The sequence below is a fragment of the Paraperibacillus marinus genome (genome assembly GCF_046237605.1).
GTDB classification, from domain to species: domain Bacteria; phylum Bacillota; class Bacilli; order Bacillales; family DSM-1321; genus Paraperibacillus; species Paraperibacillus marinus.
In genome coordinates, this window is record NZ_CP143542.1 from 3933214 (window position 1) to 3951501 (window position 18288).

21 protein-coding genes are annotated in these 18288 nt (G+C 45.4%); 5 read left to right on the forward strand and 16 right to left on the reverse strand.

What is annotated here, in order from left to right; translation table 11 throughout:
* Window positions 1-45: 45 nt before the first annotated feature.
* A complete protein-coding gene (fliD, locus tag V1498_RS19905) occupies window positions 46-1614 on the forward strand; it encodes a flagellar filament capping protein FliD (RefSeq protein WP_409295719.1) in 1569 nt (522 codons plus the stop codon).
* A 338-nt stretch (window positions 1615-1952) separates the two neighbouring features.
* Here fliD and V1498_RS19910 read toward each other — a convergent pair whose 3' ends face one another.
* From V1498_RS19910 to V1498_RS19965, 12 genes are all read right to left on the reverse strand, one after another.
* Window positions 1953-3023, reverse strand: coding sequence for a glycosyltransferase (locus V1498_RS19910; RefSeq protein WP_409295720.1), 1071 nt, complete (start codon window positions 3021-3023; stop codon window positions 1953-1955).
* Between the two features lie 66 nt (window positions 3024-3089).
* Window positions 3090-3899: a flagellin gene (locus V1498_RS19915; RefSeq protein WP_409295722.1), complete on the reverse strand. Its 810-nt coding sequence runs from the start codon at window positions 3897-3899 to the stop codon at window positions 3090-3092.
* A 134-nt stretch (window positions 3900-4033) separates the two neighbouring features.
* Entirely contained in the window at window positions 4034-4264 is a 231-nt protein-coding gene (csrA, locus tag V1498_RS19920) for a carbon storage regulator CsrA (RefSeq protein ID WP_409295724.1), read from the reverse strand.
* Between the two features lie 7 nt (window positions 4265-4271).
* Window positions 4272-4709 (reverse strand): flagellar assembly protein FliW, encoded by a 438-nt coding sequence (gene fliW, locus V1498_RS19925; protein WP_409295725.1) that lies wholly within the window; start codon window positions 4707-4709, stop codon window positions 4272-4274.
* 11 nt (window positions 4710-4720) lie between these two features.
* Window positions 4721-5293 carry a DUF6470 family protein gene (locus V1498_RS19930; protein ID WP_409295727.1) on the reverse strand — a complete coding sequence of 191 codons (573 nt, stop codon included), beginning with the start codon at window positions 5291-5293 and terminating at the stop codon, window positions 4721-4723.
* A 52-nt stretch (window positions 5294-5345) separates the two neighbouring features.
* Window positions 5346-6227: a flagellar hook-associated protein FlgL gene (flgL, locus tag V1498_RS19935; RefSeq protein ID WP_409295728.1), complete on the reverse strand. Its 882-nt coding sequence runs from the start codon at window positions 6225-6227 to the stop codon at window positions 5346-5348.
* Between the two features lie 12 nt (window positions 6228-6239).
* On the reverse strand, window positions 6240-7841 hold the full coding sequence (flgK, locus tag V1498_RS19940; protein WP_409295730.1) for a flagellar hook-associated protein FlgK: 1602 nt from the start codon (window positions 7839-7841) through the stop codon (window positions 6240-6242).
* Window positions 7842-7856: 15 nt separating this feature from the next.
* Window positions 7857-8351 carry a flagellar protein FlgN gene (locus tag V1498_RS19945; protein ID WP_409295731.1) on the reverse strand — a complete coding sequence of 165 codons (495 nt, stop codon included), beginning with the start codon at window positions 8349-8351 and terminating at the stop codon, window positions 7857-7859.
* A 58-nt stretch (window positions 8352-8409) separates the two neighbouring features.
* Window positions 8410-8673, reverse strand: a complete 264-nt coding sequence (flgM, locus tag V1498_RS19950; RefSeq protein ID WP_409295733.1) for a flagellar biosynthesis anti-sigma factor FlgM — start codon at window positions 8671-8673, stop codon at window positions 8410-8412.
* Between the two features lie 129 nt (window positions 8674-8802).
* A complete protein-coding gene (locus V1498_RS19955; protein ID WP_409295735.1) occupies window positions 8803-9207 on the reverse strand; it encodes a TIGR03826 family flagellar region protein in 405 nt (134 codons plus the stop codon).
* A gap of 59 nt (window positions 9208-9266) precedes the next feature.
* Window positions 9267-9974 (reverse strand): ComF family protein, encoded by a 708-nt coding sequence (locus V1498_RS19960; protein ID WP_409295737.1) that lies wholly within the window; start codon window positions 9972-9974, stop codon window positions 9267-9269.
* On the reverse strand, window positions 9971-11101 hold the full coding sequence (locus V1498_RS19965; RefSeq protein WP_409295739.1) for a DEAD/DEAH box helicase: 1131 nt from the start codon (window positions 11099-11101) through the stop codon (window positions 9971-9973). The genes V1498_RS19960 and V1498_RS19965 overlap by 4 nt, the downstream gene beginning before the upstream one ends.
* Window positions 11102-11164: 63 nt before the next feature.
* Here V1498_RS19965 and V1498_RS19970 point away from each other — a divergent pair, with 63 nt between their 5' ends.
* Entirely contained in the window at window positions 11165-11416 is a 252-nt protein-coding gene (locus V1498_RS19970) for a hypothetical protein (RefSeq protein ID WP_409295741.1), read from the forward strand.
* Between the two features lie 74 nt (window positions 11417-11490).
* Here the strand turns inward: V1498_RS19970 and V1498_RS19975 are convergent, their stop codons facing one another.
* A complete protein-coding gene (locus V1498_RS19975) occupies window positions 11491-12333 on the reverse strand; it encodes a DegV family protein (RefSeq protein ID WP_409295742.1) in 843 nt (280 codons plus the stop codon).
* Between the two features lie 153 nt (window positions 12334-12486).
* On the opposite strand from V1498_RS19975, the gene V1498_RS19980 reads away from it, so the two are divergent.
* Window positions 12487-12948, forward strand: coding sequence for a hypothetical protein (locus V1498_RS19980; protein WP_409295744.1), 462 nt, complete (start codon window positions 12487-12489; stop codon window positions 12946-12948).
* Between the two features lie 127 nt (window positions 12949-13075).
* Here V1498_RS19980 and V1498_RS19985 read toward each other — a convergent pair whose 3' ends face one another.
* Both V1498_RS19985 and V1498_RS19990 read right to left on the reverse strand, forming a co-directional pair.
* Complete coding sequence (locus tag V1498_RS19985; protein ID WP_409290532.1) at window positions 13076-13759, reverse strand: response regulator; 684 nt, start codon at window positions 13757-13759, stop codon at window positions 13076-13078.
* 86 nt (window positions 13760-13845) lie between these two features.
* Window positions 13846-15009, reverse strand: a complete 1164-nt coding sequence (locus tag V1498_RS19990) for a sensor histidine kinase (RefSeq protein ID WP_409295745.1) — start codon at window positions 15007-15009, stop codon at window positions 13846-13848.
* Between the two features lie 691 nt (window positions 15010-15700).
* On the opposite strand from V1498_RS19990, the gene V1498_RS19995 reads away from it, so the two are divergent.
* Both V1498_RS19995 and V1498_RS20000 read left to right on the forward strand, forming a co-directional pair.
* The gene (locus tag V1498_RS19995; protein WP_409295747.1) at window positions 15701-16339 is read left to right on the forward strand and encodes a YigZ family protein; all 639 of its coding nucleotides are present in this window, start codon (window positions 15701-15703) and stop codon (window positions 16337-16339) included.
* A 111-nt stretch (window positions 16340-16450) separates the two neighbouring features.
* A complete protein-coding gene (locus V1498_RS20000) occupies window positions 16451-17473 on the forward strand; it encodes an LCP family protein (protein ID WP_409295749.1) in 1023 nt (340 codons plus the stop codon).
* A gap of 307 nt (window positions 17474-17780) precedes the next feature.
* Here V1498_RS20000 and V1498_RS20005 read toward each other — a convergent pair whose 3' ends face one another.
* Window positions 17781-18086, reverse strand: coding sequence for a hypothetical protein (locus tag V1498_RS20005; RefSeq protein ID WP_409295750.1), 306 nt, complete (start codon window positions 18084-18086; stop codon window positions 17781-17783).
* Window positions 18087-18288: the final 202 nt, after the last annotated feature.

Consider the following 18288-nt stretch of genomic DNA (forward strand, 5'->3'; position numbering starts at 1 on the left):
ATTTACAATTAGATAACTATAATAATTTACAGAGGAGAATTAACTATGAGAATAAACGGATTTTCAGGTTTTGATGTTGACTCAGCTGTTAAAGAATTGATGACTGCGGCCAGAAAACCAGTAGATAAGCTGCATCAACAAAGACAACTGCAAACTTGGAAGACTGATTCATATCGAGATGTTAATACAAAGCTAACTGAACTTCGTAATCTCATGAAAGATATGCGTATGGCAGGTGATTTTAACAAGAACTCATCTGAGTCTTCGAACCCTAACGCTGTAGCAGCGACTGTAATCGGTTCTCCCACACAAGCAAGCTATGATATCACCGGTATTAAATTAGCCGAATCGGAAAGAACTGCTTCTGTTAAGTTCTTTGCTACTGTTACAGACTCTACTAAAACAATGACAGACCTCGGTGTGACGCAGGCGGGCTCTATATTGATTAATGGTCAAACTATCAGTGTCGATCCAGCTGAAACACTTGATGCGTTTATGAATAAGGTCAACACAACTGCTGGCATTGGTTTAAAAATGACTTATTCTGCAGCAGACAAATCGATTACCTTTACAAGTTTGAACACAGGAGATTTATCTAAGGTTATCATTGAAACAGATCCTAATAGTGCAGCAGCTAACCCCCTTTCCGCTTTAGGAATATCAATGGGATCAACTGGACAAATTAACACCACTGATGAGAACACTTTTGGCAATAGTACTACCGTTTCTTCTGTACAGGGACGTAATAAAATTCAAGCAGAAGCTATCATAAATGGTTTATTGTATAAGTCCGACACTAACTCCATTACTTATGATGGTGTAAAGTTTGATATAAAAGGGACTTCTGCAGCTATAACCACTATAACGCAAAAGAAAGATAATGATGCCATCTTTGATAGAATCAAAAAATTTGTTGATACGTATAACAGTTTGGTTGACGATCTCACCAGCAAGGTAAATGAGAGGAAAGCTAAAGGATACGACCCTCTAACAGATGAGCAAAGAACCGCTATGAAAGATAGTCAAATCGAAAACTGGGAATCAAAAGCCAAGGAAGGTTTATTAGGCAGAGATCCGCTTATAACTAATCTTCTTACAAAAATGCGTTCAGCTACAAATGCTCCTGTCATTGACAAATCAAGCGGTAGTAGTGTAACTGTTGGTACTTTAAGCTCCATCGGAATTGGATTGGCTGAGAGTTGGAAGGATAACGGAAAGTTAAAGATAGACGAAACCAAATTAAAGGCTGCGATAGCCAACGATTTAACTAAGGTGACAAACATTTTTAGTAAAAGCACTAGCAATCTTCCATCTGGAGACACGTCCAATACTCTCAAAAGCCTTGAAAAGTATAATCAAAGTGGTGTTGCTGACAGGCTATATGAACAAATAGATGCAGTGATGACCGCCCTAGGTAAGCAAGCTTTAAATGGACCGATTAGTGTGGTAGGTAAACAAATTTACGCAATAGACAAGCGTATCGATGATTTTGAACAACGGATGGTTTCACTGGAAAACAAGTATTATAAACAATTTACTGCTATGGAGAAAGCTATGCAAAACGCTAATAATCAAAGCAGCTGGTTAATGAGTCAATTTGGTGGTGGACAATAATATAGTAATGTTTAAAAAGTTCAGATGTACAAGGTAACGATAAAGACAGAAATTCTTTCAAGATCTTCGGCAGTGATGCCGAAGGTTCTTTTTACCTGCGGGCAAACGCCACGATGGAAATTCTTCAAAAGATAGTTAATGACTGTAATGTGAATAAAAGAGCAGAAATAGAGACCCTAGGAAATTTCCTAGAGTCTCTATCTTTTTCGCAAATCTTAACCGTCGGGCGAAGATTAACGAAGCAATTGAAAACACCTTATGCTGTTGGTTAGTTTGAACTCCATAATCACAAGCGTTGTAATTATTTTTGATTCTATTGACTGGATAGCCTGACTAAGTCAATGCAGCAGTTCTTCTAACCTTTTTCGAGCCGGTTTATATTTATATTCCGAAGATTTTTTGTAATACTCTATTGCCTTACTTTTATTATCCGTTGTTTCATATACCGTCCCTAAATTATAAAGAGCTAAATAACTACCAGTCCCCTTGACGATTTCTTGTTTTTTGTCTTCATCTATTTCTAAACATCTTAAATACTCTCGTTCAATTAAAGGAAAATAATTTATGTATTTATTCACATTACTGAATACTAACTCCATAAAAAAAACACCACACACAAAGTGAAAGTCTGTTGACGATGCTAAATTATTTTTTTCCATTTCAATTATTCTTAAACCAAATTCTAAATTCCCACTTTTTATCAAACTATATATATAATCAACTATCAATTTAGGTTTAAAATATACATTGTTATCTATATTTTTATAAGATGAAGAAAAGTAATTAGTTGCTTTAGTATAATCCTTTTTCAAATAATATTGCTTACCGACTTGATATAGGATGTAAGGATCACTTGGAGATATCTTTAGTTCCTCAAATAAGAGGGGAAGATTTCTATCGGTTTTATCATTCTGATAATAACCATCATGTTCAACATTAACAGAAATTTTCTCTCTCGGGAAAGTTGACTCTATCTGTTCATGAACTCTTCCCTTAAAAAAAATCCCGTTATTAGGAAATAATCTAGAAACATAGGAGGACTCTATCTGTTCTTTTCCATCATCTAAATATCTACTTAAAATATTTACTCTACCAATTTTATTATTATTTTTTTCTATAAAATCCATTAAAGAATGATGACCAGATAAGATGTATTCATCAGCATCTAAAACTAGGTTCCAATCAGAGGTTGATTGTCTTATGCTAAAATTCCTTGCATCAGAAAAATCATTTCTCCATTCATATTCAAATACTCTTGCTCCGTTATTAAGTGCAATATTTCTAGTATTATCAATTGAACCTGTGTCAACAATAATTATCTCATTTACAAAGTCTTTTACACTATCAATACACCTTTTAAGGTTTTTTTCCTCATTTTTCACAATCATTACTAAAGCTAAAGTCTTCAAGAAAACAACTCCTTGATTGTTTATTAATAAAAGGACCTTAGATTTTCTAAGGTCCTTTTGCTAAAATTAACGTAACAACTGCAATACACCTTGAGGCTGTTGGTTAGCTTGAGCCAACATTGCTTGAGCAGCTTGAGAAAGGATAGAGTTCTTAGTTTGTTCCATCATTTCTTTTGCCATGTCTACGTCACGTACACGAGATTCAGCAGCTGTTAAATTTTCAGAAGATGTGTTTAAGTTGTTAATAGTATGTTCTAGACGGTTTTGAGTCGCACCTAATTTTGAACGCACAGTTGAAACAGTTTCAATAGCTGTATCTAAAGCACCCATCGCTGTTTGAGCATTAGCCTTAGTCGTTAAGTCTCCAACTGTTGTCAAAAGAGCTGCTGCATCCATGTCCTGGAATGTAAAAGAAATTTTCTGTCCAGCATTTGCTCCAACTTGAAAATCAACGGTAGTTCCAGTAGTCCAAAGTTTTTGAGTATTAAACTCAGTTTCGTCAGAGATGCGGGTAACTTCTAATGCTAAAGCTTGGTACTCCTCGTTTAGCGCCGCACGGTCTTCCGTTACATTCGTATCGTTTGAAGCTTGTACTGAAAGTTCACGCATACGTTGAAGAATAGAATGTGTTTCATTTAGTGCACCTTCAGCTGTCTGAAGCATTGAAATTCCATCTTGAGCATTTCTTGAACCTTGTTCTAGACCACGGATTTGTCCACGCATTTTTTCTGAGATAGCTAGACCTGCTGCATCATCACCAGCACGGTTGATGCGAAGACCTGAAGATAGCTTCTCCATTGACTTACCTTGTGCGTTAGTTGCTGTTGATAACTGACGATGTGTGTTAAGTGCTGCGATATTGTGATTGATTCTCATTACAAAATTCCTCCTTGAATGTTATGGCCCACATCCTTGTGTGCCCTATTATAAGGCTTGAAAGTCGGCCGCCTCTCAACCTTTACAATAGTATTATCGGAGGTGATGGGAATGTTTTAATAGTTTTTTTGAATTTATTTATCTTTTTTTATGGAATTTATAAATTCGTTAAGATTTACCTTAGAAACCAGTGCGTCCTTATTTTCATTTTGTATATCCAGGTATATTTCCTTCCTGAATACATCTACATTTTTCGGGGCATCGATGCCTATTTTGATTTGATCCCCGCTGACTGCCACAATCTTAATCTCAATATCCGGGCCAATTTGGATGGATTCGCCTTTTTTTCTGGTTAGTATGAGCATTTTATATTCACCCCTTCTGTCCTGAAGCGGATTTTTGCAGGGGAGTCCGGATTGAATAGGCCGAGTCATGCAGGATCACCTGTTTGCCCAGGCGCTTTGTCCGGTTCACTACCACTGGTGCGGCAAGGTTAATCGTAGAGCTCTGGAAGGGTTCTTTTACAGATATGATGGAATAAACCTCAGCATCCTCCGGCTTTTCAATCTGCAGCTGCTCGATGGCAGCATCATCTAACGTGAACTCGTAGGAAGGTTCAGTCAGAAACGGGATTACCAGCACAAACGCAACGTCCTTCGTTTTTACAGACTGCAATATCTGAATTTCCTCAGAAAGCGGCAGAATAACGAACTCCTTTTCATCATTAAAACCAGGGATTCCATCCTGGAAGGCCAGAACTTCCTGTTCCACTACATCTAATTGATCATGATACTTAGTTTGAATAAACATTTTTGCCCTCCTCAGTATTTTTTATCAATGGCATTTGTAAATTCAATGGAAAGTGACGGATACTGCTTCATGCTGATTTCTGTCTGTCCTGGTGTATATTCATGGATCGGTTTCACAGCCTCGGCCGTTATCCTTGGTTTCTGCGGCACAGCATCCACCTTTACTTCTGCCGGTTCGTAATTAATCTTAACGCTGCCATGAGAGGGAACCCAGCCAATATTAAAATCATACATAGGGCTCTCACTATTTCGTTTTGCCTGGTTTACTATAGCCTTAAACCCATTCTCTATCTGCATCAATTCATCGCCGTCTGAAGCGACACGCGCCAGGCCGCTCAGCCAGTCTTCATACCCTTGCTGGGCAAATTCCGCTGTCCGTTTGAAGATACTTTTAAGATCAACATCTTCTCGTGCCCTGGTCTGGTCGATTGTCAGCTTTCCCGGAGTCGTTTCAATTGAAAGCTCGGCTTTCGGCTGCTCAATGGATAGCTCAGCAGGCATTTGATCGATCATTTGCTGCGGCTGCACGGTTCTCATTTCTATCTTGCCTGGAGTTGACTGCAGGCGTATTTGCGGTATATTCATAGGCTTCTCTCCTTATTCAGCATTGAAAAAAAAGCTATTCATTTAGAATAGCTTATCGTAAAAAGTCCATTAATGTCGGCTGTATGATTTGTGCTCCTACACTAAGTGCGGCTCGGTGCACACTTTCCTGTGTCTTAAGATCAGTGATAACACGTTCTATATCGGCATCTTCGTTGTCAGATAATACCCGATTCGCAAAAACCTCCTGAGTATCAATGCGGGATGAAATCATTTCAAGACGGTTATATCGGGCTCCTAGGTCTGCACGTTCTGAAGATAAACTGTTTAGGTGGGAGTCCAAATCTGTAAGCTTAGTGTCTAAATTAGAAGTTTTGTTGTCTTTTAGGTCTTGGACTAGCTCCGTTAAGCCCGTAAAGAGATCTTCTGAGAAGACATTTGCAGGATTAATATTAGCCCTGAGGGTAACACCTGGTCCGACCGCTACATTAAAAGCATCAGTATTTAATGATTTCACAAACTTTCCATCAGCTTTCAGTTCGATTGGAGCGTCGTTGACATCAGTTCCACTAAAAATATACTTGTCAGCTACTTTTGTATTAGCTACATTCACCAGGTCCTGCTTTAATTGGTCGATTTCAGCCGCTATGGATGTCCGCTCATCCACTGTATTGGTATCATTCTTCGCCTGCAGCAAAAGCTCACGAATCCGCTGTAGCGATGTATTCGCCTGATCCATACTGGCGTCCGAATTTTCCATCCACAAATTCAACTCAGACAAATTCCTCTTATACTGCTCCACCTCAGTCAGATTCGTCCGGTAGAACATCCCTTTCATGGACACGACCGGGTCATCGGATGGACGGGTGATTTTTTTGCCTGTGGACAGCTGGTCCTGGTATTTGCCCATCCGCTGGTAGCTGTTGCTGATGTGCTTGAGGGATGAGCCCGCAAGCATGTTTTGTGTTACGCGCATTTAGTTCTCACCTTACCTTCCGACGGTTCCCATACCGTTGATGATTTTGTCGAGCATTTCGTCCACCAGGCTGATCATACGTGCAGACGCATTGTAGGCATGCTGGAATTGGATCATATTCGTCATCTCTTCATCGAGGCTGACACTGCTGACGGACTGGCGGCGTTCATCCACTGACTGCTGGAGGATGCCGCTATTGTTGGTCATTCGGATCGCTTCCTGTGACTGGACAGCCATATCGCCGATGGCGCCTTCATAATAGCTTTGGATCGTGCTAGTTTCTCCATCGATGGAGAGCGGCTGATTTTTTACTTCAGCCAGCTTCAGTGCATTGCTGCCGTCCCCGATTGACTTGGTTCCTGCTGCTGCAATATGGTCAAGGGAATCTGCGATATCCTTATGCAGTTTAATGCTTCCTGCAGCACCATCAGCGCTGCCCACACCGTCAAAAAAGCTCCTTGGTGTCTGGGTGCCGGCTGCTATGCTCTTCACATCCCATCCGCTTTGATGGACTTCATTGAACTTTGCGGCGAATTCATACGCCATTTGATCCAATTTATGGAGCATCTCGGGATACAGGCCTTTTACTATATGTTTGCCGGTGGCGTGATCAAGTGCTTTTGTTTCAAATCCATACGAATCTACCAAACTGCGCAGCTTGCCGCTTGCAGTAAATGCTTCGATATCGATGGGGGTTCCGCTTATCTCTTCAGTAGGATTGCCGTTTGCATCGAGCACACGCGGGCCGACGGAAATGCTCTCGACCATCTTGGTGTCTTTATCATAATTTACTTTTAGTTCATTGACTGTATTTGAATTGCCGCTGAGCAATGGACGTGTGCCATTTGCCGTGACGAGTTCAATGGTATATTTGCCAAGCGCCATTGGTGTGCCGTCCGGTTTTTTGGCCGGCATGCCGCCTGTGCCGGTTGTTTTCACTGAAATATTGACCATGGTAGACAGCTGATCGACCAGCGAGTCGCGCTGATCATATAAGTCGTTCGGCAAAAGGCCGTGCGGCTCTACGTCTGCAATTTTTTGGTTCAGGTTATTGATTTGATGAAGCAGCGAGTTGACCTGAGTGACGGAGACATCCATCTCATTCTTCAGATCACCCTGGACACTTTTCAGGGTACTGCTCAGGTAGTTGAAGGTTTCGGCGACTGCGATGCCGCGCTGTCGCACCACCGAGCGGGCGCCGGAATTGTTCGGATTGATGGACAAATCCTGCAGCGATCCCCAAAACTGGTCCATGACTGCGGACAACCCGGCCTCGGACGGCTCATTCAGCACTTCTTCCATCTTCTGCAGGGAATCGGCCCTAGTCTCCCAGTAGCCGAGCTTGTTGGACTCACTGCGGTACTGGACGTCGAGGAAGCTTTCCCTTACCCTCTCAACACTGCCTGCGGTCACTCCCGTTCCCATCTGGCCCGGAATCTGCGGCCGGTTCATCGATGGCGGCGGGAAGGCTTCGGTCTGGGTGAAGTTCACGCGCTGGCGGGTGTATCCCGGGGTATTGGCGTTTGATATATTATTGCCGGTCACAAAAAGGGCGTTCTGCTGGGTGGTCATTCCCCGCTTGGCCGTTTCTAAGCCATGAAAGGTTGAAATCATCGTCTGTTCCTCCGTTTATGCTCTGGAATTAAAGTAGGACCTGCTGCCTGCCGGCTTTTGCCCTTTTTGCTGTACCGGCTTTTCATAATTGAAGTTCTGCTGTTTCGGCCGGACCATGTCAAGCGATAGATTGATGAATTGCAGAGATTGATAGATTAGCTGCTGGTTCAGGTAATTGGCGTCCTTCAGCTTCAGAATGAGATCTGTCAGCCGCACTTTCAGCGCCTGCAGCGACTCTCTTTCTTCGGGCCCGGCGACACGTATGCATTCAGCGAGAGTTCGCTCTGTCCCTGGGGCCTGTCCCAAAAGGAATGTGTTCACTGCCACTTCCCGCTCTTTTTCCAGCATGCCGATGGCCTTCACATGGTTTTGTTCGTGGATCATGATTTTATTCAGGGCCGGCATGTCGCCTTTTTTGATGATCTCTGTTTTTTTCTGGGCCAGGTCATACAGGCTCTGATGGAGCTTGAGCTGTTTTTCCATGGCGTTCAAGATACTCTGGGCAGACATGTTCTCCGCGCCTCCTTTTTGATTTAGAAAAATGGAAACTGACCGCACCCGGTCAGTCTCATTTATTAAAGTAATACTTGATGATGCTTTTCGCTGTTTCTCCGGCATCTACCTTGTACGTTCCGTTTTTAAGCTGCTGCTTGAGCTCTTCTACCTTCGCCTCGCGCTGGGCGGGGATCTGGGAGGTGTGCTGGAGCTCTTTTGCTGTCTTTGAAATTTCCACTTTATCTGCCTTCAGCGAGCTTTGCTTGATTTCGTCTGTTTTCTGGATCTGACGCTGGTATGGGTTCATGCCTGCCGAACTGAGATGGTTGATTTTCATAGGTAATACCTCTCCTTCAGTCGTTCGTTTTTCTCCATGTCTATATTATCGGATGAACGGGCACTTTTTTGAATTTATTTATATTACTTTTTGTTGACAAATTTTGCAGAAATGTAACCAGAGGGCTTTCTATCCTCTCCTGGTAAAAAATGCATTTCGATTCTCGATCTTCTGGGTCCGGGCTTCTTCCTTTGCGAGCGTCTCAAGCTGGCCTTTTAGACTGGACGTGCAGCTGCCACAAAGCTTTCCCTCGCGGATCAGGGTGCCGCATTTAGCACATGGATAACCGAGGTTCGGGAATTGGGCGAGCTTTAATTTGCCGGTACGGATAAACTTAAGCAGCAATTCTTGATCAATCCCCACCGTTTCTACCACCTGCTCGATGGTAGCCATCCTGTTTTCCCTTTTTCTTATATAATTATAAACCTTTTCGTATTCAGTTTGTTCTTCCTTATAACAGTTTTCACACACGTCCCGCACACTATTCTGGACAAAAATCGCGTCACAGCTTGGACAGTTCAGTATTTCTGCCATCCCTTTATCTCCCCTTGATTCCTTTTATACTAACTATATCGGCAGATGACCCCGGGTTTTCAACCCCTCGCAAGAGTAAGCGAAGAAACGTGTGCGGCGCCCCCATCCTTTAAAACTTTGGCTGCATGCCTGAGCGTGGAGCCTGTGGTGTAAATATCGTCAAACAGAAGGATAGACTTTCCGGTGATCTCAGCGCCGTTTAAAAGTGAAAACACCTGAGCATGCCGGATCCGCTCCTCCCTTGTTTTTTTGGACTGTTTTTCTGAGTGGGTCCGTTTAAGAGCATGGAAGGATTCGAGCCCCATAACAGAAATTCCGGCCTCTGACTGATTGAAGCCCCTTTCTGCCAGCCGCTCATGGCTTAGAGGAATCGGAACGGCTAGATCGAACTCAAGATCTTTTAGAGCTTTTGTGAGTGCAGCCTTAAAACCTTCTATTAATATATAATCGCCGCGGTACTTAAATTGTGCGAGCAGCTCTTTTAAAAAATCATTGTATTGGTAGAGGGAAGTATTTTGGGCAAGAACTCCCTGCCACAGAGAATCTTCCTCCCAGCGGCGGCAGTCTGCACACCTGCCTTCTGCACATGAAGCGGTGGGAATTCCGGCTAGCGGGCGGCTGCAGATCTCACAGCGGATGCCGGTAATTTCCTCAAGCTTCCCCAGGCAATCCCGGCAAAAGCGGCTTTCCCCTTTTTCTTTTGCAAAAAGCGATGACCAGGTGATGTTCTCCTCCTGTCTGTAGCCGCAATATAAGCAGTACTTCAATTCAGAAGCCCCCTTTTTTCGCCTTCCCTGTTCATTCCTTTAATGTGTTTTACAGCCGTAAGCATGGCTTCTGTTCTGCCAAAGTGGAAAAAGGTGATGCTGCCATGGGGATGCTCGGCCTTCCGTCCGACTCTGCCGGCAATCTGGACCAGGGCGCTTTCAGTGAAAACCGGCTGCTCGGCACCGAGCACACAGACATCAAGTCGCGGAATGGTCACGCCCCGCTCAAGGATTGTGGTCGTGAGGAGTCCCGGCACCCGCCCTTCCCGGAGTGCGAGAACCTTTTCCTTGCGGTGGGGATCCTCTGAATGGACGGCGGCAATTTCCGGGTAGTGTGCCTGAAACAGCGGGAGCGCTTCTTCCATTTTTTTAATGCTGGGAAAGAAGATGAGAAAGGGGAGAGAAAGCTGGAGGCGTTCTTCAAGCCAGGTCTTCACCCGGATGGGGATTTTCTTTTTCGCCAAACTCTTCTCCCAATTCCCTGACCACTGGAGATCGGGGACCGGAATCGGATGACGGTGGAAGCGGGCTGGGATGACGGCGGAGGGGAGTCCGCCTGAAGCAGCCTGCCGTTTCAGGGAGTTTGAGGGTGTGGCGGTTAAATAAATGAGAGAAGAGGGATTTTTTCTGGCTCTCTCAGCGGCATGCCTCAGGGTAAGATCGGCTGAAAAGGGGAAGGCATCCACTTCGTCAATGATCATCACATCAAATGCCTGCCGGAAGCGGTAGAGCTGGTGGGTGGTGGTGAGAATCAGCTGCCCCGGAGTGTGCCGCTCCTCGCTGCCGCCGTACAGGGCGGCGGTCATCGCTTTCGGAAAGGCAGCCCGCAGGCGCGGAGCGAGCTCCAGCACCACATCCGTCCTCGGCGCGGCAAAGCAGATCCGCTTTCCCTCTGCCAGGGCAGCGGCAATGGCCTCGAACAGAATCTCTGTTTTGCCGGCGCCACAGACGGCCCATATAAGGAGTTCACTATTGGTCCGTATAGCAGCTACTGCTTTCAGCGACGCTTCCTTTTGTGCAGGAGAAAGGGTTCCCTTCCAGGCGAGCGGATCTACAAGGCTTGGGTATGCCGGTTCCGGACCCCTCCACACATACAGCTTTGAACAGGAGCTGACCCGCCCCATCATGATGCACCTGCGGCAGTAGGCGCAGTTTTTTCCGCACGCACTGCAGGGGAATTCGGCGAAAAGATGGGATTCAGTGTTCGCACACCGGCTGCAGGTGAAGACCCTGCCCCCTTCCGTAAGGCCCGGAATCCAGCCAATATAGCCGTGTGCGAGGTGGCTTTCGAGAAGTCTGTGATACTCAAGGAGCTCCTCATGCAGCAGCATCCTGCCGGCGAGATGCTTCTGGAATTTGGGGGAATGCGCAAAAGGGATAATTGGTTTGGAGCGAGGCGCGGGGGGATCATGAGAAGGGAGTTTAGGGGGAAAAAGTTTTGATAGATTCAGGGAATCCACCTCCATTAAAAAATTCGGTGCCCTTTTATCATTCGGCACCGAATTCATGAAAACCTTTAATATTTTTTTGCCCAGCCAAGGCCCATGGCGCCCTCGCCAATGTGGGTGCCGATGACCGGACCGAAGTAGCTGATGCAGAACTCAACATGCGGGAATTTCGGCGCAAGCTCTGCCATCCATTCCTCGGCTTCTGCCGCGCGGTTGGCATGGATGATAGCAGCCTGCATCGTTTCGCCTGTCTGTGCCTCCTGCAGGAGTTCTTCAATCCGTTTCATCGCTTTTTTCCGGGTGCGGATCTTTTCGGACGGAATGATGATTTTATCCTTGAATGTGAGGAGAGGCTTGATCTGCAGCATGCTGCCGATGAAAGCCTGGGCGCTGCTCAAGCGGCCGCCGCGCTGGAGATGGGAAAGGTCGTCTGCCATGAAGTAGGCATTGGACGTTTTCTTCATATCTTCTAGACGCTCCATGATTTCTTCAGGGAGTCGGCCTTCCTTCGCCATTTTCGCAGCCTCCAGCACATAGAAGCCCTGAATCATACAGCTGATCTCGGTGTCAAAGCTGTAGACCGTAATGTTTTCCACCAGGCTTCCTGCCGTGATGGAGCCCTGATATGTACCGCTGATGCCGCTTGATAAGTGGATGCTGATCACCGCATCATACTCCTCTGCCAGCTCCTCATATTTTGCAGCAAGCTCCCCTACAGCCGGCTGGGAGGTTGTCGGCAACTTATCCTGCTTCTTAATTTCCTCATAAAACTCCCCGGCCGTGATGTCCACTTCTTCACGGTAAGACTCCTCGCCAAAAATCACATTCAGCGGAACCATATGTATATCAAGCTTCCTAAGCGTCTCGCCCGGTATATAAGCCGTACTATCCGTAACAACAGCCGTCCTCATAAAAAAACCTGCCTTATTCCGTATTTTTATTCATTATACAACATCCCGGGGGGACTGTCCCCATTTCCCGGAAATGGGGGACAGTCCCCTATTTCCCGATTATTTCCCAGCCGCCCTGTTTTTTATGGTAAATTTAGGATAGGACAATTTTTCATGCGGGGTGAGATTATGGCGTATGCTGCCATCGGTGTGTTTTTTGGTTTGATTCTTTTACTAATCGTATTTCTGGTTCTGTTAGGAAAGATCGTCGAATTTGCAGAGAAGGTGGTTTCGCGGAGATATCTCGAGCAGATGAATCCGAAGAAGAAGTATGCCCTGCTCTTTGCTGCGACGATTGCCTTTGAATGCGCCGTCGTACTCGCTGCAGAAAGGATCTTCCATTTTTCGTTTATCTCCACTCTTTTTGCCGCGAGCATCGGTGTGCTTGTTTTAGTCTGGTATCTTCCCTATTATATTTCGCTGAAAGATAATATCTCGACTGTCAGCAGGAAGCACAATGGCTATGAGCGGGGCGAAGTCAAAATCTTTAACCCCAAAAACACCCCATTCTTCTCAGGTTCCATCCTCTTCTCTGGCTGCGGGCTGCTCGTTTCACTTCTGTATTACTTTATTTAATGTTCGGGAAATAATCTGGGAAATGGGGCCTGTCCCCTATTTCCGGGAAATCGGGGACAGGCCCCATTTCCCAGTTCTCCACTTAATTCCCACAAAAAAAGGCGCCCTGATGTCAGGCGCGCCTTCTCTATTTTACTTCGACCCAGCCGTTTTTTATGGCTAAAACTACGGCCTGTGTACGGTCGTTTACATTCATTTTCTGCAGGATGTTGCTTACATGGTTTTTGACTGTTTTCTCGCTGATGTAGAGCGTTTCGCCGATTCCGCGGTTGCTCTGGCCGTCTGCGAGCAGCTGAAGCACTTCGCATTCGCGGCGCGTCAATAAGTGAAGCGGCCTGCGGATTTCATAGGCTGGGCGATGGTCTTTTTCCTTGCCTTCGACTGCCGCGAGCCTGCGGTATTCGGAAACCAGGTTATGAGTGACCTTCGGGTGGAGGTATGAGCCTCCGTCCGCTACCACCTTGACTGCCTCGACTAATGCATCGGCATCCATTTCCTTCAATAAATAGCCTCGTGCACCTGTTTTGAGTGCATGTGTTACATAATTTTCATCATCGTGGATGGATAGGATGATAACCTTTGATTCCGGATATTTTTCAACAAGCTGGCGTGTTGCCTCAATGCCGTTGATGTCGGGCATGTTGATATCCATAATCACCACATCCGGGTTGTTTTCTTCAACGAGCCCCATGGCTTCGGAACCGTCATCCCCTTCTGCTACCACTTCAAATGATGGTTCGAAATCCAATATGCGCTTGACCCCTTCGCGAAAAAGTTGATGGTCATCGATAATGACGATATCAGTTGTCAACGCCTTCGCCTCCCTTTTATCTAGTACTCTTTTTTCTATCTAATCTACTTATAAATAAGTCATCCCTGATCGGGAATCTTAGAAGCTTATGATAAACGCATGGCCGGGGATACTTTCAGCGGCACCTGGATGATGATTACGGTACCTGCCCCGATATTGGAATCGATGCTGAGGCTTCCCTCCAGCAGGTCGACCCTCTCTCCCATGCCGATCAAGCCGAAGCTGCCTTCCTTTTTGGCTGATGAATCAAAGCCGATGCCATCGTCCTTGATCACCACGGTCACCCGGTCCTTCAAACATTCCATCTTGATCTGCACATGTCCCGGCTGGGCATGCTTCAAGGCATTCTGTACAGACTCCTGCACGAGCCTGAAGAGGGCAACTTCCATTTTTGCCGGCAGCCGTTTTTCCTCACCGAGGTTCACAAAGCTGATCCTGACGCCCTGGTTATACTCCTCGATCGTCTGCAGATATTTCCGCAGCGTCGGAACAAGCCCCAGGTCATCAAGCGCCATCGGCCTGAGGTCATAAATGATCCTCCGCACCTCATACAGTGCGTTGCGGACCATCCGCTTAAGGTCCTTGACCTCCTGCAGGCCTTCCTCTGTGCTTCTTTCACGGAAAACACGCTCAATCAAGTCCGAGCGCATCATGACATTTGCCAGCATCTGGGCCGGACCGTCATGAATTTCCCGTGACAGCTTCTTGCGTTCTTCCTCCTGGGCTTCAATGATCTTCAAGCCAAACTCCTGTTTCCTTCTCGCATCTGCAAGCGCTTCTCCCACCTGGCGGAGATCGCTTGTCAGATAATTGAGGACCACAGAAATCTGGGAACTCAGCTGTTCGGCACGCTCAATGGTTTCAAGCGTGGCCTGAAGCCGCCGTTCGAGGTCATCCCTTCGTGCGCGCAGCTGCTTTTCCGTCTGCCTGTTCATCTGGAGGTCCACCTGGAGCGCATGTGCTTTCTCATAGGCCTCCCTGACCTGCTCTTCGTTGTATTGATTAAAATGGCGGCTGACCTCAGAGAGCCTTTTGCGCGCAAATCGGGCATTGATCTCAAGCTTATCGCCTTCATCAATGACCTTCAGCACCGTCTTTTTAATCTCCTTCAATTCAGCAGACAGAGATTCAAAATCATGCCGGCACTGTTCCCCAATATGGAAGATTTCATTTTTGCTGTGCCCTACGGTATCTACCATCGTTTCTAAAATAGAATCCAATACCTTGGTATCCACTTTTTTTAAAGGCATTTCTTTACCCCGCTGTTAAAAAAATTCAGCCTTTCGGCATTCTGTCTCGTCTATCGTCTTTTTCCAGTTCTAAAAACTGAACTATTCTACTAGATAACACCTATGTATGTATGATGCAATCACCTTATAGCCTAAAAATCCTGTCACTAATCTATCTTATATTGTAACAGAAATTTTCAGAATTCAACGATTTTTGAGGTTGGGAAAATTAGGTCATGGGTAAAAAGGTTAAAAGGACCTATGTTTTAGAAACACGCATCATAGAACCATTTTCTCATGAAAGTTTAGAACCTATTGCTTTTTATGCATTCGATTTTACTTCAAAGCCAGTGATACCGGGATCTTACCATTTATACCGGGGTATACTCTCCCAGATATTGCTATACAGATATAATGAAATATATCTATTAGAATATTTTTCATTATAACATGCCATGTCTTTAGTAATATTAAGATTCCTTTACAATCCTGCACAAAAACAATTACGGCCGAGTCCTATGCCCCGGAAGCTCCCAGCCCTTTAAAAGATTAACAGACTTCCTAACAACATCCATTGCCCTCGCAGGGGGAAAACATTATAATAGGTGATTAGGATGTTGGGAAATAATTGACGTTTTCTATCAAAACATGTAAAAACAAGGGAAGCTCCTCCGGGAAATGGGGGACTGTCCCCATAAAAGAGGATGATTGGATGCTGCCGGTTTATTTGACGGTGAAGGGTTATGGGGAACGGGAGATTGTGATTCAGAAGTCTCGCTTTATTGCCTATGTGGAGCGGGCGGAGACGGAGGAAGCGGCACAGGAATTCATCGCTTCCATCAAGAAGAAGCATTCTGACGCAAACCATAATTGCTCTGCCTATTTAATTGGGGAAAATAATTTGATACAAAAGGCGAATGATGACGGCGAGCCAAGCGGCACCGCGGGCGTCCCGATGCTGGAGGTCCTGAAGAAGAAGAATCTGAAGGATACCGTTGTGGTCGTGACCCGCTATTTCGGCGGCATTAAGCTTGGTGCAGGCGGCCTGATCCGCGCCTATGGCAAGTCGGTCACAGAAGGACTCGATGCATCCGGCATCGTGGAACGCAGGCTGATGCGGGTCATGCACACGTCCGTGGACTATACCTGGCTCGGCAAGCTGGAAAACGAGCTTCGTTCATCCATCTACACACTCAAGGAAATCAAGTACAGCGAAGCAGTCGAAATCGAGGCCTTTGCCGAGGAAAGCGAAGCCCATGCCTTCACGGAGTGGATGACAGAACTGACAAACGGCCAGGCACAAATCACAGAGGGTGAGGTCCTTTACCAGGAGACTCCCTATTCCTCATGAAACTCGCTCGTAAAGTTGCGGTTTACGAAATTTGTGATAAATTGTAAAATATGTTGTGGAATCTGCCGATAAAGTCAAAGATTAATATAGAAACCTAAAGGAGAAACTACCATGTCTTCTAACAGAAGAGTTTATAAAGTATATAAAAAGCGGAGGAAGCGCAAAAGGCTTCTGTCTTTCATATTGGTGCCGATACTGGTGCTGGCTCTCGTCGGGACAGGCTATGCCGCTTATCTTTATAATAAAGCGGAAAATGTTTTCAGCGGTTCGTTTGAATCGATTGGCAAATCGTCCAAACGGGCGGAGGCTGTGGATCCAACCGAAGATAATATATCCATTCTCTTCATCGGGATCGATGACAGTGAAAAAAGGAAGCTGAAGGGCAATACACGCTCCGATGCCCTCATTCTGGCAAGCTTCAATACCAAGGATAAAACTATAAAACTCGTAAGCATTCCGCGTGATTCATATGTTCACGTCCCTGCCAATGACAGCTACACCAAAATCACCCACGCCCATGCGATCGGGGGCACAAAAGCCACGGTCGAAACCGTCGAGGAATTGATGCAGGTACCGGTGGATTATTATGTGAAAATGAATTTTAACGCCTTCATGGATGTGGTTGATGCCCTGAACGGCATAACCGTGGATGTTCCTTATGAAATGCGTGAGCAGGATTCGAAGGACCGAAAAGATGCCATCCACCTTGAAAAGGGTAAACAGACAGTAAATGGTGAAGAAGCACTGGCATTCGTCCGGACAAGACATCAGGACAGCGATATCTTCCGCGGGCAGAGGCAGCAGCAGGTCATTCAGGCTATCGCCTCCAAAGCCGCTTCAGCCGGTGCCATTTCTAAATATACAGAAGTCATCGATGCCATCGGATCAAATATGACGACAAACCTGACATTCAGCGAAATGAGGGCATTCCTTAAATATGTATTGTCACAGGACGGCCCGCAAATTGAACCTCTCGGACTCAAGGGCACAGATGATACAAGCCAGGGAATCTATTATTATAAACTTGATGAAATATCCCTTGAAGAAATCAGGAACACCCTCAAGAACCATCTGGAGCTGACACCTGAGGAGACGGCAAGATTTGACGGTTCCGAGAATATGATTCAGCAATAAACATAATGGCTTCCCCAACGGGAAGCCATTTTTGCATGCGGCCAGCATATCAGGCGAGGAGATCCTTAAGGGACACCCAGCACAAAAAGACTTCCTAAACGGGAAGTCTTTTTCATATCGTTTGATAATTCAGATAAAATATTTTATAGTAAAAAATTGACATAAGTTCCAACGGAACACTAGCGCGGGTTTAGAAAATATTATATAATGACAAATGGTAAAATAAGACTATTATGCTGTCTGGCAAAGAAAAAAGATTGATCAAAAGTGTTTTTCCTGCCCCAAAAGCTAAAGCTTTGGCGTTACTTTATTTGCCGTCCTGCTCGCTCAGCAGTCCGGTCAAGATGAATTTTAAAAAAGATAGCTCACTCGAATTTCTAAGATTAATAAGATAAAGCTGATTGATGATTTCTATGAGCTGGTCCTTTTCCAGCCTGTCGAGCAATATTTTTGTGGCCCTCACCTTGCTGAGCCTTACTTCTTCCTGTCCAGGCACCTTGATTTCAAGATCCCTGAAGCCTGTAATGCAATCATCCAGAATGTCCTTCAGCTCATTCCGGGTCAGCCTTGTCCCGGGATCATAAGGCAATGTAGGAGTATATCCGCTATCCATCTCTGCACCCTCTCCTGTCTGTAAAGTACCCCATACCAAAACCCTTTTTGCAACTCTCACAATGCAAAATGATATTAAAAATCGGGTTTAGTGTCAATATGAGTAATTTTATTAATATTTACCAATAAACAGACAGTTTTAAAATAGGACATACTATTCATTTGGTTAAACACTTATACACTTAACCCCTCCCTTTTCTGCC

Bases quoted from the DNA above. Each gene is read 5' to 3' on its own strand.
- V1498_RS20000 (WP_409295749.1), top strand. From the start codon at position 16,451: ATGTCTTCTAACAGAAGAGTTTATAAAGTATATAAAAAGCGGAGGAAG.
- fliW (WP_409295725.1), bottom strand. From the start codon at position 4,709: ATGTTTATTCAAACTAAGTATCATGATCAATTAGATGTAGTGGAACAG.
- flgL (WP_409295728.1), bottom strand. From the start codon at position 6,227: ATGCGCGTAACACAAAACATGCTTGCGGGCTCATCCCTCAAGCACATC.
- V1498_RS19980 (WP_409295744.1), top strand. From the start codon at position 12,487: ATGCGGGGTGAGATTATGGCGTATGCTGCCATCGGTGTGTTTTTTGGT.
- V1498_RS20005 (WP_409295750.1), bottom strand. From the start codon at position 18,086: ATGGATAGCGGATATACTCCTACATTGCCTTATGATCCCGGGACAAGG.
- V1498_RS19955 (WP_409295735.1), bottom strand. From the start codon at position 9,207: ATGGCAGAAATACTGAACTGTCCAAGCTGTGACGCGATTTTTGTCCAG.
- V1498_RS19965 (WP_409295739.1), bottom strand. From the start codon at position 11,101: ATGATGGGGCGGGTCAGCTCCTGTTCAAAGCTGTATGTGTGGAGGGGT.
- V1498_RS19970 (WP_409295741.1), top strand. From the start codon at position 11,165: ATGGGATTCAGTGTTCGCACACCGGCTGCAGGTGAAGACCCTGCCCCC.
- flgK (WP_409295730.1), bottom strand. From the start codon at position 7,841: ATGATTTCAACCTTTCATGGCTTAGAAACGGCCAAGCGGGGAATGACC.
- flgM (WP_409295733.1), bottom strand. From the start codon at position 8,673: ATGAAAATCAACCATCTCAGTTCGGCAGGCATGAACCCATACCAGCGT.
- fliD (WP_409295719.1), top strand. From the start codon at position 46: ATGAGAATAAACGGATTTTCAGGTTTTGATGTTGACTCAGCTGTTAAA.
- V1498_RS19945 (WP_409295731.1), bottom strand. From the start codon at position 8,351: ATGTCTGCCCAGAGTATCTTGAACGCCATGGAAAAACAGCTCAAGCTC.
- V1498_RS19975 (WP_409295742.1), bottom strand. From the start codon at position 12,333: ATGAGGACGGCTGTTGTTACGGATAGTACGGCTTATATACCGGGCGAG.
- V1498_RS19995 (WP_409295747.1), top strand. From the start codon at position 15,701: ATGCTGCCGGTTTATTTGACGGTGAAGGGTTATGGGGAACGGGAGATT.
- csrA (WP_409295724.1), bottom strand. From the start codon at position 4,264: ATGCTCATACTAACCAGAAAAAAAGGCGAATCCATCCAAATTGGCCCG.
- V1498_RS19930 (WP_409295727.1), bottom strand. From the start codon at position 5,293: ATGAATATACCGCAAATACGCCTGCAGTCAACTCCAGGCAAGATAGAA.
- V1498_RS19915 (WP_409295722.1), bottom strand. From the start codon at position 3,899: ATGAGAATCAATCACAATATCGCAGCACTTAACACACATCGTCAGTTA.
- V1498_RS19990 (WP_409295745.1), bottom strand. From the start codon at position 15,009: ATGCCTTTAAAAAAAGTGGATACCAAGGTATTGGATTCTATTTTAGAA.